This window comes from Streptomyces sp. SLBN-8D4 (genome assembly GCF_049739545.1).
Taxonomy (GTDB): domain Bacteria; phylum Actinomycetota; class Actinomycetes; order Streptomycetales; family Streptomycetaceae; genus Streptomyces; species Streptomyces canus_C.
The window spans coordinates 3,388,798-3,401,360 of sequence record NZ_JBMGQC010000001.1 but is presented as its reverse complement, the minus strand read 5'-3'; the positions used below and the strand labels follow the sequence as shown (position 1 = coordinate 3,401,360).

Sequence of the window (12,563 nt, the reverse complement as noted above, 5' to 3'; positions counted from 1 at the left end):
TGGGCGTGGGCCGTGGCGGTCTGGGTGGCTCTCGTGGTCGTCGCGGGCGGGCTCACGCTCTGGCTTCAGGACTCGGCCGAGCCGCCGGGGCCGTACAGCTGGGAGGAGAACACTCCGACGCCCGTGGTTCCGGATGAGTGGCCTTCCACATGCCCCACGCCCACCCCCGCCTCCGACCCCGATGCGGGTCCGACACTCCTCGCCTGCGCGTTCATCTCCTCGGGTTAGGCAGCCCGCCCGTCTCAGGGTCCCGCCCCGTCAGGCAGTACAGGCCGCCCGCCGGGTCCCTCATCACCGTCCATCTCCTGCCCTCGGCGACGAACTCGGCGCCCAGGCGCTCGTGTTCGGCCCGGGTCGCCTCGATGTCCGCGCAGGCGAGATCCAGATGGGCGGCGGCCGGGCGCTCCTCGTCCAGGCGCTGGAGAAGGATGCGGACCGGGAGGCCGGCCGGCGGCTTGAGGACATGGAATTCGGGCAGTGCGCCGGGCAGCGACTCCCACTCGGGCAACAGGGCGGCCCAGAAAGCGACTTCGGCCTCGTGGAGGGAGGGCGGGAGGTCCAGGCAGACCTGGTCGAGACGGCTGCCGCGGACCACCGGCGGGCGCGTCGACTGCCCGCGCCAGGGATCGGCGCAGAACAACTGGCCGGCGGGGGAGCGGAGCACCACCAGCGTGCCCTGATCGGCGACCACGTGCGCGCCGAGCGCCTGCGCCGCCTTCGCGAACTTCCGTACGTCGTCCACGCAGAAGTCGAGATGGGCACCGCCCGGTCCGGAGGCGACGGCCTGGGCCTTGACGCAGGCGTCGGCGCCACCGGACGGCATGAGCGTCACGAACTCCCGCCGCTCACCCCGGGGTTCGGACAACCGCGTGCCGGTGGCGCCGGCCCAGAAGTCGCAGGCCTGCGCGAAGCGGGCCACGGGCCGGTCAACGAAGGCGTACGTCCAGCGGGTAGTCATGCGGTGATCGTAGGCGCCCCTACTTCGGCACCTCCATGAACCGCAGCATGTTCCCCGCCGGATCCCGGAACGCACAGTCCCGCACCCCGTACGGCATGTCCGTGGGCTCCTGGATGACGTCGGCCCCCGACTCCCGGACCCGGGCGAACAGCGCGTCACAGTCGGTGGTGGTGAAGTTGACCCCGCGCAGCAAGCCCTTGGCCAGCAGCCGTGCCATCGCCTCCTTGTCCGCGGGGGACGCGTCCGGGTCCGCGGCGGGCGGCTCCAGCACGATGTCCACGTCCGGCTGGAGCGGCGAGCCGACCGTCACCCAGCGCATGCCCTCGTACCCGACGTCGCCCCGCACCTCCATGCCCAGGACGTCCCGGTAGAACGCGATCGCCTTGTCGTGGTCGTCCACGGCGATGAAGCAGTTCTTGAGTTTGATGTCCATGGCTTCACGTTAGGCCCGTCGGGGCCTGGTGTGCCTGCGGACCACGCACGGCGGGATCCCGGCGATCTCCTCGTGGGTGCGCGCGCGGTAGGCGCTCGGCGTCTCACCCACCAGTTCGGTGAAGCGCGAGCTGAAGGAGCCGAGGGAGGTGCATCCCACGGCCATGCAGACCTCGGTGACGGACAGGTCGCCCCGCCGCAGCAGCGCCTTCGCGCGCTCGATGCGCCGGGTCATGAGATAGCCGTACGGCGTCTCCCCGAACTCCGCGCGGAAACTGCGCTGGAAATGGCCCGGGGACATCAGCGCGGTGCGGGCGAGCGCGGGCACGTCGAGCGGCTCGGTGTACTCGCGGTCCATGCGATCACGCGCCTGCCGCAGCCGCACCAGGTCCTCGACGCTCACCATCACGCCAGCATCGCACGATGGTCACCAGCTGGGCGCAGGGACCTGGAACGGGCTTTGCCTCGCGTTCGTCCGCCGTATGGAAGCGCTTGTTCCCATGAGAGGCATGGACCACATCACGTTCCTCGTGGCGGTCGTCATCGTCACGGCTCTGGCCTTCGACTTCACCAACGGATTCCACGACACCGCGAACGCGATGGCCACGTCCATCGCGACCGGCGCACTGAAACCCCGGACCGCGGTCCTGATCAGCGGCGTGCTGAACGTCGTCGGCGCCTTCCTGTCCACCGAGGTCGCCAAGACGATCTCCGGAGGCATCGTGGACGACACCCTGGTCTCGCCCGGGATGATCTTCGCGGGGCTGGTCGGAGCGATTCTGTGGAACCTGCTGACCTGGCTGGTCGGCCTGCCGTCGAGCTCGTCGCACGCCCTGTTCGGCGGACTGATCGGCGCCGTGTGGGTCGGCGCCGGCTCCCACGGCGTGCACGCCGACAAGGTGGTCGAGAAGATCCTGATCCCCGCGGTGGCCTCGCCGGTCGTGGCGGGCGTGGCGGCACTGATCGCCACCTACCTCGCCTACAAGCTCACCGCCCGCGCTCGCAAGGACTCGGTGACCAAGGGCTTCCGGCTCGGCCAGATCGCCTCCGCCTCCCTCGTCTCGCTCGCGCACGGCACCAACGACGCCCAGAAGACCATGGGCGTCATCACGCTGACCCTGATCTCGGCCGGCGCGCTCGACCACGACGCCGGTCCGCCGGTCTGGGTCATCGCCTCCGCGGGGCTCGCGATCGGCCTCGGCACCTACATCGGCGGCTGGCGGATCATCCGCACGATGGGCAAGGGCCTCACCGAGATCCAGTCCCCGCAGGGCTTCGCCGCCGAGACCGCGTCCACCACGGTCATCCTGACCTCCGCCCACCTCGGTTTCGCCCTGTCGACCACCCAGGTCGCCTCGGGCAGCATCCTCGGCGCGGGCCTCGGCCGGAAGCTGGCGGAGGTCCGCTGGGGCATCGCCGGGCGCATGGTCGCGGCCTGGCTGATCACCCTGCCGGCGGCCGCGCTGGTCGGCGGCATCTCCGCGAGTGCCGTCAAGCACGGCGGCAACTTCGGCACGGTCGTCGTCGCGCTGGTCGGCGCCGCCGTCGCCGCGGGCATCGTGCTGCTCTCCCGCCGCAACCCGGTGAGCGCGCACAACGTCAACGACCACCACGAGGTCCCCGTCCGCACCTCGGCGCCGACCAGCGTCGGCACGGCCGCCTGAGCCTCTTAGGAGTTCCTGTCATGAGCATCGACTGGACCGCACTCGGCCAGGTCACCGCGGTGAGCGTCGGCGTCACCATCGCCGTGGTCGTGGTCTTCGCCCTCGGGGTACTCGGCCTCGCCCGCTTCGAGGGGGCGCGGGAGGGTGGCGGTGGTGGAACGTCCACGCTCGGCATCACCCAGGCCGGCCTGTGCTTCCTCGCCTGCGCGGCGGTGGTGGCGTACGGCATCTATCTGATCGTGCCGCAGTTCCACTGATCCACCGAGAGGAGAGGGGAGCAGGGTGACCCCGCTGCTGACCGACCTGAAGGTCGACTACACCGACCCCGACGACCCCGTGCTGATCCGCCCGGACGGCAGCCCGATCGACACCTGGCGGGAGAACTACCCCTACGCGCACCGCATGGAGCGCAAGGAGTACGACTGGCACAAGCGGCTCCAGCAGATCGAACTGCTGAAGCTGCAGAGCTGGATCAAGGAGACCGGGCGCCGGCTCGTCATCGTCTTCGAGGGGCGGGACGCGGCCGGCAAGGGCGGCACCATCAAGCGCTTCACGGAGCACCTGAACCCCCGGGGCGCACGCGTGGTCGCGCTGGAGAAGCCGAACGAGCGCGAACGCGGACAGTGGTACTTCCAGCGGTACGTCGAACATCTGCCGACCGCGGGCGAGATCGTGCTGTTCGACCGGTCCTGGTACAACCGGGCCGGTGTGGAGCGGGTCATGGGCTTCTGCGAGGACGACGAGTACCGGCGCTTCATGCGGCAGGCCCCGCTGTTCGAGCGGATGCTCGTGGACGACGGCGTGGACCTGCTGAAGTTCTGGTTCTCGGTCTCCCAGGGCGAGCAGCGCACCCGCTTCACCATCCGGCAGATCGACCCCGTACGGCAGTGGAAGCTCAGCCCCATGGACCTCGCCTCGCTGGACCGCTGGGACGACTACACCGCCGCGAAGGTCGCCATGTTCCGTGAGACGGACACCCAGTTCGCGCCCTGGACGGTGGTCAAGAGCAACGACAAGAAGCGGGCCCGCGTCGAGGCCATGCGCAGTGTGCTGGCCCGCTTCGACTACACCGACAAGGACGACGAGGTCGTCGGCACGCCCGATCCGCGGATCGTGGGCGCGGCGGCGGGACTGCTGGAGGCGGGCGAGGCCTGAGGGTCCGCGCGGCCCTGCTGCCGGAGCACACGGGGAGCGACCGCGCCTGAGTACCCGTACTCAGGCCGGGGGCGCTGCCCGGCTCTGGCACGCGCGACGCGGCTTCTCGATGATGCGATCCACCGCGTCGAAAGAGGAGCCCATGGTTCGTGACCTGCAGCTGCGCTCGGCCACTCCGGAGGATCTCGACTGGATCCACGAACTGCGCCACCGGGTGTACGCACAGGAGTTGGGCCAGCACCCGCCGGATCCGGCGGGGCGGCTGCGCGACGGTCTCGACGGTGACAACGTCTACCTCGTCGCGGCGCGCGGCACGACCCGCATCGGCTTCGTCAGCCTGACCCCGCCCTGGCTGGGGCGGTTCGGACTGGACAAGTACCTGACCCGCGACGAACTGCCCGCGCTGGGCGGCCACGACGTGTTCGAGGTGCGCATCCTCACCGTGGAGCCGCGCTGGCGCGGCACCTCGGCGGCACCCCTGCTGATGTACGCGGCGCTGCGCTGGATCGCCTCCCGCGGCGGGCGCCGGGTGGTGGCGATGGGACGTACCGAGGTGCTCGACCTGTACCGGGCCGTCGGCCTGCGCCCGGTCGGCCGTACCGTCCGCGGCGGCGCGGTGACGTTCGAGGTGCTGACCGGTGAGGTGCCCGAGCTGACGAGGCGGGCGAGGGAGCGGTACGGCAGCGCGCTGGAGCGGTTGCGGTCCGTGGTGGACTGGCGGCTGGACATGCCGTTCGCGCCCCGGCCGGACGGCTGCGAGCACGGCGGTGCCTCGTTCACCGCCGTCGGCACGGACTTCCGCACCCTGCACCGGCGGCACGACATCGTCATGGCCGATGTGCTAGACGCCTGGTTCCCGCCGGCCCCCGGAGCCCGGGCGGCCCTCGCGGAGGACCCGGCCTGGACCGCCCGTACCTCGCCGCCGTCCGGCGCGGAGGGCCTGTCGGCGGAGATCGCCGCTCTCAGGCAGCTGCCCGCGCAGACGCTGGCGGTGGGCGCCGGTTCGTCCGACCTGATCTTCCGGGCGTTCGGCCGCCGGCTGACCCCGCGGAGCCGGATGCTGCTGACCGACCCGTGCTACGGCGAGTACGCCCATGTCACGGAGCGGGTGATCGGATGCCGGGTGGACCGGTTCCCGCTGCGCCGCGAGGACGGCTGGCGGATCGACCCGGACCGGCTGGCCGCCGCCGTCGACTCCGGCCGCTACGACCTCGTGGTGGTGGTCAACCCGAACAACCCGACGGGGCGGCACGCGCCGGCGTCCGGGTTGCGCGCGCTCATCGAGGCCGCGCCGGTCCGTACGCACTGGTGGATCGACGAGGCGTACCTGGGCTATGTGGGCCTGGAGGAGTCACTGGCCGGCCTCGCCGCGACGGACCCGCGGGTGACCGTCTGCACCTCGCTGTCGAAGATGTACGCGCTGTCCGGACTGCGGGCCGCGTACGCGGTGGCCGAACCCGCGACCGCGGCGGAACTGCGCCGGTGGACCCCGCCCTGGCCGGTGAGTCTCCCGGCCCAGCTGGCCGCCGTGGCGGCGCTGCGCGACCCGGAGTACTACCGCGACCGCTGGCTCGCCACCCACACCCTGCGCCGCCATCTGGCCGCGGACCTCGCCGCGGCGGCGCCGGAGGTGACGGTCGAGGAGTCCGTGGCGAACTTCCTCGCGATCACCCTGCCGCCGGGCGGACCGAGCGCCGCGCGGCTGGTGACCGAGTGCCGCCGCCACGGGGTGTACCTGCGCGACCTGTCGCCGCTGTCGCCGCAGTACGAGGGGCGCACGGTGCGCATCGCGGTCCGGGACACCGCCGAGAACGCCCGCATCGTGGCGGCCTGCCGGGCCGCCCTGGACGTGCTGCGGCCGATGCCCGTCGCGCTTGTGGCGCAGGCCACGGGGGCCGCGGGAACCGCCCGATGACCACCGTGGCCTCCATGGCGCCCTGCCTCGGCGGGGCGCTGGCCCTGGGCGGTGTCGCGGTGGCCGCCTCCGGGCGCCGCGAGCTGATGGTCCGGTGGTGCGCCTGGGCGGTCGGGGTACCGCTGGTCACCGCGGCCTTCTGGTGGGGCGAGCCGGGCACCGCCGCCGTCGCGTTGGTGGTCGGGGTGATCGCGGTGCTGGAGTTCGGCGGGCTGATGCTGCTGGGCCGGGTGGACCGTGCGGTGCTGGCCGCGGCGGTGGCGGGGGTGGTGCTGACCGTCTGGCTGGCGCCCGGAGAGGTGCTGCGGGCGCTGGCGGTCGGAGCGCTGGCGGTGGCCGCGGTGCCGTTGCTGGGCGGCGACGCCGACCAGGGGCTGCGCCGGCTCGGCGCCGGGCTGCTCGGGCTGGCCTGGCTGAGCACGCTGGCCGCGCTGGTGCCGCTCGGGGCGACCGGGCTGGCCCTGTTCGTGGCGGTCTCGGTCGCCGACATCACGGCGTACTTCGCCGGGCGCCGGCTGGGCGGGCCGCGGTTGTCGCCGCTGTCCCCGGCCAAGCGGTGGAGCGGGACCCTGGCGGGGGCCGCGGCCGGGCTCGGTGTGCTCGCCGTACTGTCCGCGCTGAGCTGGCCGACGGCCCTCGCGGTGGCGGTCGGCGGCCCCGCCGGAGACCTGCTGGAATCCATGATCAAGAGAGGGGTGCGGGTCAAGGACGCCGGCCACTGGCTGCCGGGCTCCGGCGGCCTGCTGGACCGGATCGACTCCCTGCTCGTGGCGCTGGCGGTGCTGCTCGTGCTGAGCTGACGTGCCGTAACCCGGCACGAAGAAGGGGCTCGCCGGTATCGAGCCGGCCGAGCCCCTTTCCGTACGCTCGTCGACCTAGGCCTTCTTGGTCTCCCAGAAGATCTTGTCGATCTGGGCGATGTAGTCCAGAGCCTTCTGACCGGTGGCCGGGTCGGTCGACGCCTTGGCGGCCGAGAGGGCCTTGAGGGCGTCGTTGACCAGCTGGTGCAGCTCCGGGTACTTCTCGAAGTGCGGGGGCTTGAAGTAGTCGCTCCAGAGCACGGAAACGTGGTGCTTCGCGAGCTCGGCGCGCTGCTCCTTGATGACCGTGGCACGCGCCTGGAAGTGCGGGTCGTCGTTGGCGGCCATCTTCTCCTGCACGGCCTTCACCGACTCCGCCTCGATGCGGGCCTGGGCCGGGTCGTACACACCGCAGGGCAGGTCGCAGTGTGCGCTGACCTTGACCTTGGGGGCAAACAGGCGGGAAAGCATGGAGCATTCCTTCCTCGTGATCGTCTTCTCAGGTGCGACATTACTCCCTGGGAGAGGCGAAAAGGCGGGTGCCCCCATGGGCTTAGGACAAAAGTCCGGGGTCAGACTGAGACTGGTGGATGAACGTACCGGGGAGGTGCCGGGGATGCCGGAGCTGTCGCAGGAGACCGAGCGGGGGAGGTCGCTGCTGCCCTTCGTGGGGGTGGCCGAGGTGACCGGGCCGTCGATGGTGCCCACGCTCCGGCACGGGGACCAACTGGTCGTGCACTGGGGGGCCAGGGTCGTCCCCGGCGACATCGTGGTCCTGCGGCATCCCTTCCAGCAGGACCTGCTCGTCGTCAAGCGGGCCGTGGAGCGGCGCGAGGGCGGCTGGTGGGTGCTCGGGGACAACGCGTTCGCGGGCGGCGACAGCACGGACTACGGCGTCGTACCGGAGGAGCTCGTGCTGGGCAGGGCCCGGCTCAGGTACCGGCCGTTCGGGCCCGCTCAGCGCTCGCCGCTGGCCGCCGTGCGCTGGGCGCTGGGCGCGGTACGGCCTGTCTTGCCGGACCGGTCGGCCTCCAGGCGTTTGCGGGCGCGGTAGGCGGCCACGTTGGCGCGGGTGGCGCAGCGGTCGGAGCAGTAGCGCCGGGAGCGGTTGGTCGAGGTGTCGAGGTAGGCGTTGCGGCAGGGCGCGGCCTCGCACAGGCCGAGCCGGTCCACGCCGTACTCGGTGAGGTGGAAGGCCAGGCCCATCGCCGCGATCGCCGCGTACCCGGCGGTGGCGTTGGACGGGTGGTCCGCCAGGTGCATGTGCCACAGCGGGCGGCCGTCGTCGTCGCGGAAGTCGTGCCCGGAGATCTGCGGGCTCACCGGGAACTCCAGCAGGAGCGAGTTCAGCAGGTCCACCGCGAGCGTCTCGTCGCCGTCGTCCGCCGCCTCGAAGACCGACCGCAGCCGGGCCCGGACCGAACGGAACCGGGTGACGTCGGCGTCGGTGGCGCGGCGGGCGCCCGTGCCGTTGCCGCCGAACAGGTCGCGGACGGCCTCCACCGAGTTCAGGGTGTCCTTGCCGCGGGCCGGGTCCTCGCTGTTGACCAGACGTACGGCGTAGTCCGAGTAATAGGCCAGTTCCACTTGTAGTCCTTACGGAGGCGTTCTATCGTCGCGGTGCGGTCGGGTAACAGCTGATCGTGCTTCCAGGGTATTACGACAGCGAGTGGACAGGGGGCTCCCATGACGACTGGTGTCGGAACCGACTGGCAGGCCTGGCAGGAGAGCTGGGACCGGCAGCAGGAGTGGTACATGCCGGACCGCGAGGAGCGGTTCCGGGTCATGCTGGACATGGTCGAGGCCCTCGTCGGGCCCCGGCCGCGCGTGCTCGACCTCGCGTGCGGCACAGGGAGTATCACGGCCAGGCTGCTCGCCCGGTTCCCCGAGGCCACCAGCACCGGGGTGGACCTCGACCCGGCGCTTCTCGCCATCGCCGAGGGCACCTTCGCGGACGACGAGCGGGTCACCCTCGTCACGGCCGACCTCAAGGACCCGGACTGGCCGACCAGGCTGCCGTACGACTCCTACGACGCCGTCCTGACCGCCACGGCCCTGCACTGGCTGCACAGCGAACCCCTCGCGGCCCTCTACGGCCAGGTCGCGGAACTCGTCCGCGACGGCGGTGTCTTCATGAACGCGGACCACATGATCGACGAGGCCACGCCCCGGATCAACGCGGCCGAACGCGCGCAGCGCCACGCGCAGATGGATCAGGCCAAGCGGGACGGCGCCCTCGACTGGGCCGCATGGTGGCAGGTCGCCGCCGAGGACCCCGTCCTCGCCGGACCGACGGCGCGCCGCTTCGAGATCTACGGCGAGCACGCCGACGGCGACATGCCGTCCGCCGTGTGGCACGCACGCGTGCTGCGCGAGAAGGGCTTCGGGGAGGCCCGGCCGGTGTGGTGCTCGCCCTCGGACACGCTGCTGCTCGCGCTCAAGTAGGCGCCCATGCGAAAGGGGCGGTACGGGAATCCCGTACCGCCCCTTCGGCGTCGTACCGCTAGAGGACCTTCGACAGGAACGCCTGGGTGCGCTCGTGCTGAGGGTTCGTCAGGACCTCGCGGGGGTCGCCGGACTCGACGACCACGCCGCCGTCCATGAAGACCAGGCTGTCGCCGACCTCGCGGGCGAAGCCCATCTCGTGGGTGACGACGATCATCGTCATGCCGGACTCGGCGAGGTCGCGCATGACGTCGAGGACGTCACCGACCAGCTCCGGGTCGAGGGCCGAGGTCGGCTCGTCGAAGAGCATCAGCTTCGGGTCCATCGCCAGCGCCCGGGCGATCGCCACCCGCTGCTGCTGGCCGCCGGAGAGCTGGGCGGGGTAGCTGCCCGCCTTGTCGGCCAGGCCGACCTTCTCCAGCAGCTCCCGCGCGCGCTCCCGGGCCTGGGCCCGGCTCGTGCCCTTGACCTGGACCGGCGCCTCCATGACGTTCTCGGCGGCCGTCATGTGCGGGAACAGGTTGAACCGCTGGAACACCATGCCGATGTCCCGGCGCTGGCGCGCGACCTCGCTGTCCTTGAGCTCGTACAGCTTGTCCGCCTTCTGGCGGTAGCCGACCAGCTCGCCGTCGACGTAGAGCCGGCCGGCGTTGATCTTCTCCAGGTGGTTGATGCACCGCAGGAAGGTCGACTTGCCGGAGCCCGAGGGGCCGATGAGGCAGAAGACCTCGCCGGTCTTCACCTCCAGTTCGATACCCTTGAGGACCTCCACCAGGCCGAAGGACTTGTGGACGCCCTCGGCCTTCACCATGGCGGTCATGTCACACGCCCCTTTCGCGGCTGAAGGCCATCAGGTTGACCTTGATCTTCTGCCACGGCGTCGCCGGCAGACTCCGCGACGAACCGCGGGCGAAACGACGCTCCAGGTAGTACTGGAAGACGCTGAACACGCTGGTCATGACCAGGTACCAGATGGACGCCACGAACAGCATCTCCATCACGGCGTACGAGGTCGAACCGATCGTCGAGGTGGCGCGCAGCAGTTCGTTGTACGTCACCGCGTACACCAGCGACGAGGTCTTCAGCATGTTGATGAACTCGTTGCCGGTCGGCGGCACGATCACGCGCATCGCCTGCGGGATCACGATCCGGCGCAGCGTCTTGCCGTGGCTCATGCCGAGCGCGTGCGCGGCCTCCGTCTGGCCCTCGTCGACGGCCATCAGACCGGCGCGGCAGATCTCCGCCATGTACGCGGCCTCGTTGAGGCCGAGGCCCAGCAGGGCGCACATGAACGGGGTCATCACGTCCGTCATCTCGTCCTTGTAGATCGGACCGAGATTCAGCATCGGGAAGATCAGCGCCAGGTTGAACCAGAGGAGGAGCTGGACGTAGACCGGGGTTCCGCGGAAGAACCAGATGTAGGCCCACGCCACCCAGCTCGTCACCGGGTTCTTGGAGAGCCGCATCACGGCCAGCAGGACGCCGAGGACCACGCCCACGATCATCGCGAGAACGCTGATCAGCAGGGTGCGGCCGGCACCCGCGAGAACCGTGGAGTCGAACAGCTTGTCGCCGACCGCGCTCCACTGGATCTTCTCGGCGGTGGCGAACGCGTTGACCAGCAGGGCCACCAGCGCCAGCACGATGACCGCGCTGACGTAGCGGCCGTAGTGGCGGACCGGGATGGCCTTGATGGTCTCCGGCGCGTGGGAGGCCTGCGGTGGCGTGTCCGCAGGCTCCTTGTCGATCTTGTCAGTCACCGTGACTGCCCTTCAGTGGTACGGGGTCCGTCACTTGCCGCCGTTGACCGTGGACTTGTCGACGGCGCCGGTCTGGGCGCCCCACTTGTCCAGGACCTTCTTGTACGTGCCGTCCTGGATGATGGCGTTCACGGCCGCCTCCAGGGCGCTCGTGAGCTCCTTGTTGTCCTTGTTCACGGCGATGCCGAAGGGACCGGCGTCGACCTGCTCGCCGACGACCTCGAAGGCGTTGCCGCCATCGGCCTTGCGGGCGATGTCGACGGCGACCGGGTAGTCGTTGACGCCCGCGACGGCGCCGCCCGACTTCACGCGGGTCTGGGCCTCGGTGTCGTTGTCGAACGCCTCGATGTCGAGCTTCTTCTTGCCGGCCGTCGTGCACGCCTTGGACTGCTTCTGCAGGGCCTGCTCGTAGGTCGTGCCGTGCTGCACGGCGACCTTCTGGCCGCAGAGGTCCTCGATCGAGCCGATCTTCTTCGGGTTGCCCTTCTGGACGTAGATGGCGGTGCCGGCCGTGAAGTAGTCGACGAAGTCGACACCCGGGCCCAGCTTCTTGCCCTTGTCGTCCAGACCCTCCTGGCGCGCCTTGGTGTCCGTGATGGAGGAGATGGCGACGTCGTAGCGCCCGGAGTTCAGGGAGCTGATCAGGCCGTCGAAGGAGCCCGAGGTGAACTGGAACTCCACACCCAGCTGCTTGCCCAGGGCGGCCGCGATGTCGGGGTCGACACCGACGATCTTGCCGCCCTCCTGGTACTCCATGGGGGCGTACTCGGCGTTGGTGCCGACCTTGATGACACCCGCCTTCTGGATCTTCGCGGGCAGCTTGTCGAACAGCGGGGCCTTGCTGGACGACGCCGACTCATTGGTGCTGCTGCCGCCGCTGTCCGTCTGGTCACCGCAACCGGTGAGAATCAGGGCGCCTGCGACCGCGATCGCACCTACCGCGGCTGTCCTGGTGCGCGCGACGGTTGTACGACGGGTGGAGCTTGCGGTCATGGTGGGTTCCTCCGGCGGATGGGTGGAGTTGCCGATGGGCGGGGCGGCTGCCGATCGGTCGGCAGCGCTGCCTTCATTCCTCAGGTCGACGAGAGCACACGCCTTCGAGTGTCGCGACCTCGTGTGATGACGGCATCTTGCCATTCGGACTGGACCATTCTGGGGGCCGGTCATGTCAAAATCGGATAACGGGTGACTCCCGAACCGCACCATGTCTGTACATCACGACCGGACCATCTGCGGGAATCTGGCATTCCGGCCGGAGGATCTTCGGCGCGAATCGCGCCGCGGGTGGCCGGGAAGGGGCGGGCCGCGGTCGGTTGAGCGGCTGTCCGGTGATCGTCAAGGCCGGCCGAGGGTTTGTCCGGATGGCCCTCCATGATTCATGTCACCGGCCTCCGATGATCGATGATCGATTTACGTTCCGGCATGTGACCTTGG

15 protein-coding genes are annotated in these 12,563 nt (G+C 70.4%); 7 read left to right on the top strand and 8 right to left on the bottom strand.

Annotation, left to right across the window (positions count from 1 at the left end; all coding sequences use genetic code 11):
* Positions 1 to 211 precede the first annotated feature (211 nt).
* The 3 genes from RKD20_RS14970 to RKD20_RS14960 are packed head-to-tail and all read right to left on the bottom strand — an operon-like array spanning position 212 to position 1,796.
* Positions 212 to 958, bottom strand: coding sequence for a VOC family protein (locus RKD20_RS14970; RefSeq protein ID WP_424878169.1), 747 nt, complete (start codon positions 956 to 958; stop codon positions 212 to 214).
* A 19-nt stretch (positions 959 to 977) separates the two neighbouring features.
* Positions 978 to 1,391 (bottom strand): VOC family protein, encoded by a 414-nt coding sequence (locus tag RKD20_RS14965; protein WP_007384639.1) that lies wholly within the window; start codon positions 1,389 to 1,391, stop codon positions 978 to 980.
* A 9-nt stretch (positions 1,392 to 1,400) separates the two neighbouring features.
* Positions 1,401 to 1,796, bottom strand: a complete 396-nt coding sequence (locus RKD20_RS14960) for a helix-turn-helix transcriptional regulator (protein ID WP_020123529.1) — start codon at positions 1,794 to 1,796, stop codon at positions 1,401 to 1,403.
* A gap of 103 nt (positions 1,797 to 1,899) precedes the next feature.
* Between RKD20_RS14960 and RKD20_RS14955 the strand changes: the two genes are divergently transcribed.
* The 5 genes from RKD20_RS14955 to RKD20_RS14935 all read left to right on the top strand — a co-directional run bounded on the left by RKD20_RS14955 (position 1,900) and on the right by RKD20_RS14935 (position 6,924).
* The gene (locus RKD20_RS14955) at positions 1,900 to 3,054 is read left to right on the top strand and encodes an anion permease (protein ID WP_424878168.1); all 1,155 of its coding nucleotides are present in this window, start codon (positions 1,900 to 1,902) and stop codon (positions 3,052 to 3,054) included.
* Between the two features lie 20 nt (positions 3,055 to 3,074).
* On the top strand, positions 3,075 to 3,311 hold the full coding sequence (locus tag RKD20_RS14950) for a hypothetical protein (protein WP_424878167.1): 237 nt from the start codon (positions 3,075 to 3,077) through the stop codon (positions 3,309 to 3,311).
* A gap of 25 nt (positions 3,312 to 3,336) precedes the next feature.
* Positions 3,337 to 4,209 (top strand): polyphosphate kinase 2, encoded by an 873-nt coding sequence (ppk2, locus tag RKD20_RS14945; protein ID WP_424878166.1) that lies wholly within the window; start codon positions 3,337 to 3,339, stop codon positions 4,207 to 4,209.
* A gap of 142 nt (positions 4,210 to 4,351) precedes the next feature.
* Positions 4,352 to 6,124: an aminotransferase class I/II-fold pyridoxal phosphate-dependent enzyme gene (locus tag RKD20_RS14940; protein WP_424878165.1), complete on the top strand. Its 1,773-nt coding sequence runs from the start codon at positions 4,352 to 4,354 to the stop codon at positions 6,122 to 6,124.
* Complete coding sequence (locus tag RKD20_RS14935) at positions 6,121 to 6,924, top strand: phosphatidate cytidylyltransferase (RefSeq protein ID WP_424878164.1); 804 nt, start codon at positions 6,121 to 6,123, stop codon at positions 6,922 to 6,924. The genes RKD20_RS14940 and RKD20_RS14935 overlap by 4 nt, the downstream gene beginning before the upstream one ends.
* A 75-nt stretch (positions 6,925 to 6,999) precedes the next feature.
* On the opposite strand, the gene sodN is transcribed toward RKD20_RS14935, so the two are convergent.
* Positions 7,000 to 7,395: a superoxide dismutase, Ni gene (gene sodN / locus RKD20_RS14930; protein ID WP_020123534.1), complete on the bottom strand. Its 396-nt coding sequence runs from the start codon at positions 7,393 to 7,395 to the stop codon at positions 7,000 to 7,002.
* A 145-nt stretch (positions 7,396 to 7,540) separates the two neighbouring features.
* Between sodN and sodX the strand changes: the two genes are divergently transcribed.
* Positions 7,541 to 7,978 (top strand): nickel-type superoxide dismutase maturation protease, encoded by a 438-nt coding sequence (gene sodX, locus RKD20_RS14925; protein ID WP_424883219.1) that lies wholly within the window; start codon positions 7,541 to 7,543, stop codon positions 7,976 to 7,978.
* Here the strand turns inward: sodX and RKD20_RS14920 are convergent.
* Positions 7,882 to 8,511 carry a CGNR zinc finger domain-containing protein gene (locus tag RKD20_RS14920; protein ID WP_424878163.1) on the bottom strand — a complete coding sequence of 210 codons (630 nt, stop codon included), beginning with the start codon at positions 8,509 to 8,511 and terminating at the stop codon, positions 7,882 to 7,884. The genes sodX and RKD20_RS14920 overlap by 97 nt on opposite strands.
* 99 nt (positions 8,512 to 8,610) lie before the next feature.
* On the opposite strand from RKD20_RS14920, the gene RKD20_RS14915 reads away from it, so the two are divergent.
* Positions 8,611 to 9,369: a class I SAM-dependent methyltransferase gene (locus tag RKD20_RS14915; RefSeq protein WP_424878162.1), complete on the top strand. Its 759-nt coding sequence runs from the start codon at positions 8,611 to 8,613 to the stop codon at positions 9,367 to 9,369.
* A gap of 58 nt (positions 9,370 to 9,427) precedes the next feature.
* Here RKD20_RS14915 and RKD20_RS14910 read toward each other — a convergent pair whose 3' ends face one another.
* Genes RKD20_RS14910 through RKD20_RS14900 form a run of 3 tightly spaced genes read right to left on the bottom strand, consistent with a single transcriptional unit; the run spans position 9,428 to position 12,122 of the window.
* Complete coding sequence (locus RKD20_RS14910) at positions 9,428 to 10,189, bottom strand: amino acid ABC transporter ATP-binding protein (RefSeq protein WP_424878161.1); 762 nt, start codon at positions 10,187 to 10,189, stop codon at positions 9,428 to 9,430.
* Position 10,190: 1 nt separating this feature from the next.
* Positions 10,191 to 11,129, bottom strand: coding sequence for an amino acid ABC transporter permease (locus tag RKD20_RS14905; protein ID WP_424878160.1), 939 nt, complete (start codon positions 11,127 to 11,129; stop codon positions 10,191 to 10,193).
* A gap of 30 nt (positions 11,130 to 11,159) precedes the next feature.
* Entirely contained in the window at positions 11,160 to 12,122 is a 963-nt protein-coding gene (locus RKD20_RS14900; RefSeq protein ID WP_424878159.1) for an ABC transporter substrate-binding protein, read from the bottom strand.
* Between the last annotated feature and the right edge of the window lie 441 nt (positions 12,123 to 12,563).

Coding starts and splice junctions, on each gene's coding strand:
- RKD20_RS14970 (WP_424878169.1), bottom strand. CDS start 958: ATGACTACCCGCTGGACGTACGCCTTCGTTGACCGGCCCGTGGCCCGC.
- RKD20_RS14965 (WP_007384639.1), bottom strand. CDS start 1,391: ATGGACATCAAACTCAAGAACTGCTTCATCGCCGTGGACGACCACGAC.
- RKD20_RS14960 (WP_020123529.1), bottom strand. CDS start 1,796: ATGGTGAGCGTCGAGGACCTGGTGCGGCTGCGGCAGGCGCGTGATCGC.
- RKD20_RS14955 (WP_424878168.1), top strand. CDS start 1,900: ATGGACCACATCACGTTCCTCGTGGCGGTCGTCATCGTCACGGCTCTG.
- RKD20_RS14950 (WP_424878167.1), top strand. CDS start 3,075: ATGAGCATCGACTGGACCGCACTCGGCCAGGTCACCGCGGTGAGCGTC.
- RKD20_RS14940 (WP_424878165.1), top strand. CDS start 4,352: ATGGTTCGTGACCTGCAGCTGCGCTCGGCCACTCCGGAGGATCTCGAC.
- RKD20_RS14935 (WP_424878164.1), top strand. CDS start 6,121: ATGACCACCGTGGCCTCCATGGCGCCCTGCCTCGGCGGGGCGCTGGCC.
- sodN (WP_020123534.1), bottom strand. CDS start 7,395: ATGCTTTCCCGCCTGTTTGCCCCCAAGGTCAAGGTCAGCGCACACTGC.
- sodX (WP_424883219.1), top strand. CDS start 7,541: ATGCCGGAGCTGTCGCAGGAGACCGAGCGGGGGAGGTCGCTGCTGCCC.
- RKD20_RS14915 (WP_424878162.1), top strand. CDS start 8,611: ATGACGACTGGTGTCGGAACCGACTGGCAGGCCTGGCAGGAGAGCTGG.
- RKD20_RS14910 (WP_424878161.1), bottom strand. CDS start 10,189: ATGACCGCCATGGTGAAGGCCGAGGGCGTCCACAAGTCCTTCGGCCTG.
- RKD20_RS14900 (WP_424878159.1), bottom strand. CDS start 12,122: ATGACCGCAAGCTCCACCCGTCGTACAACCGTCGCGCGCACCAGGACA.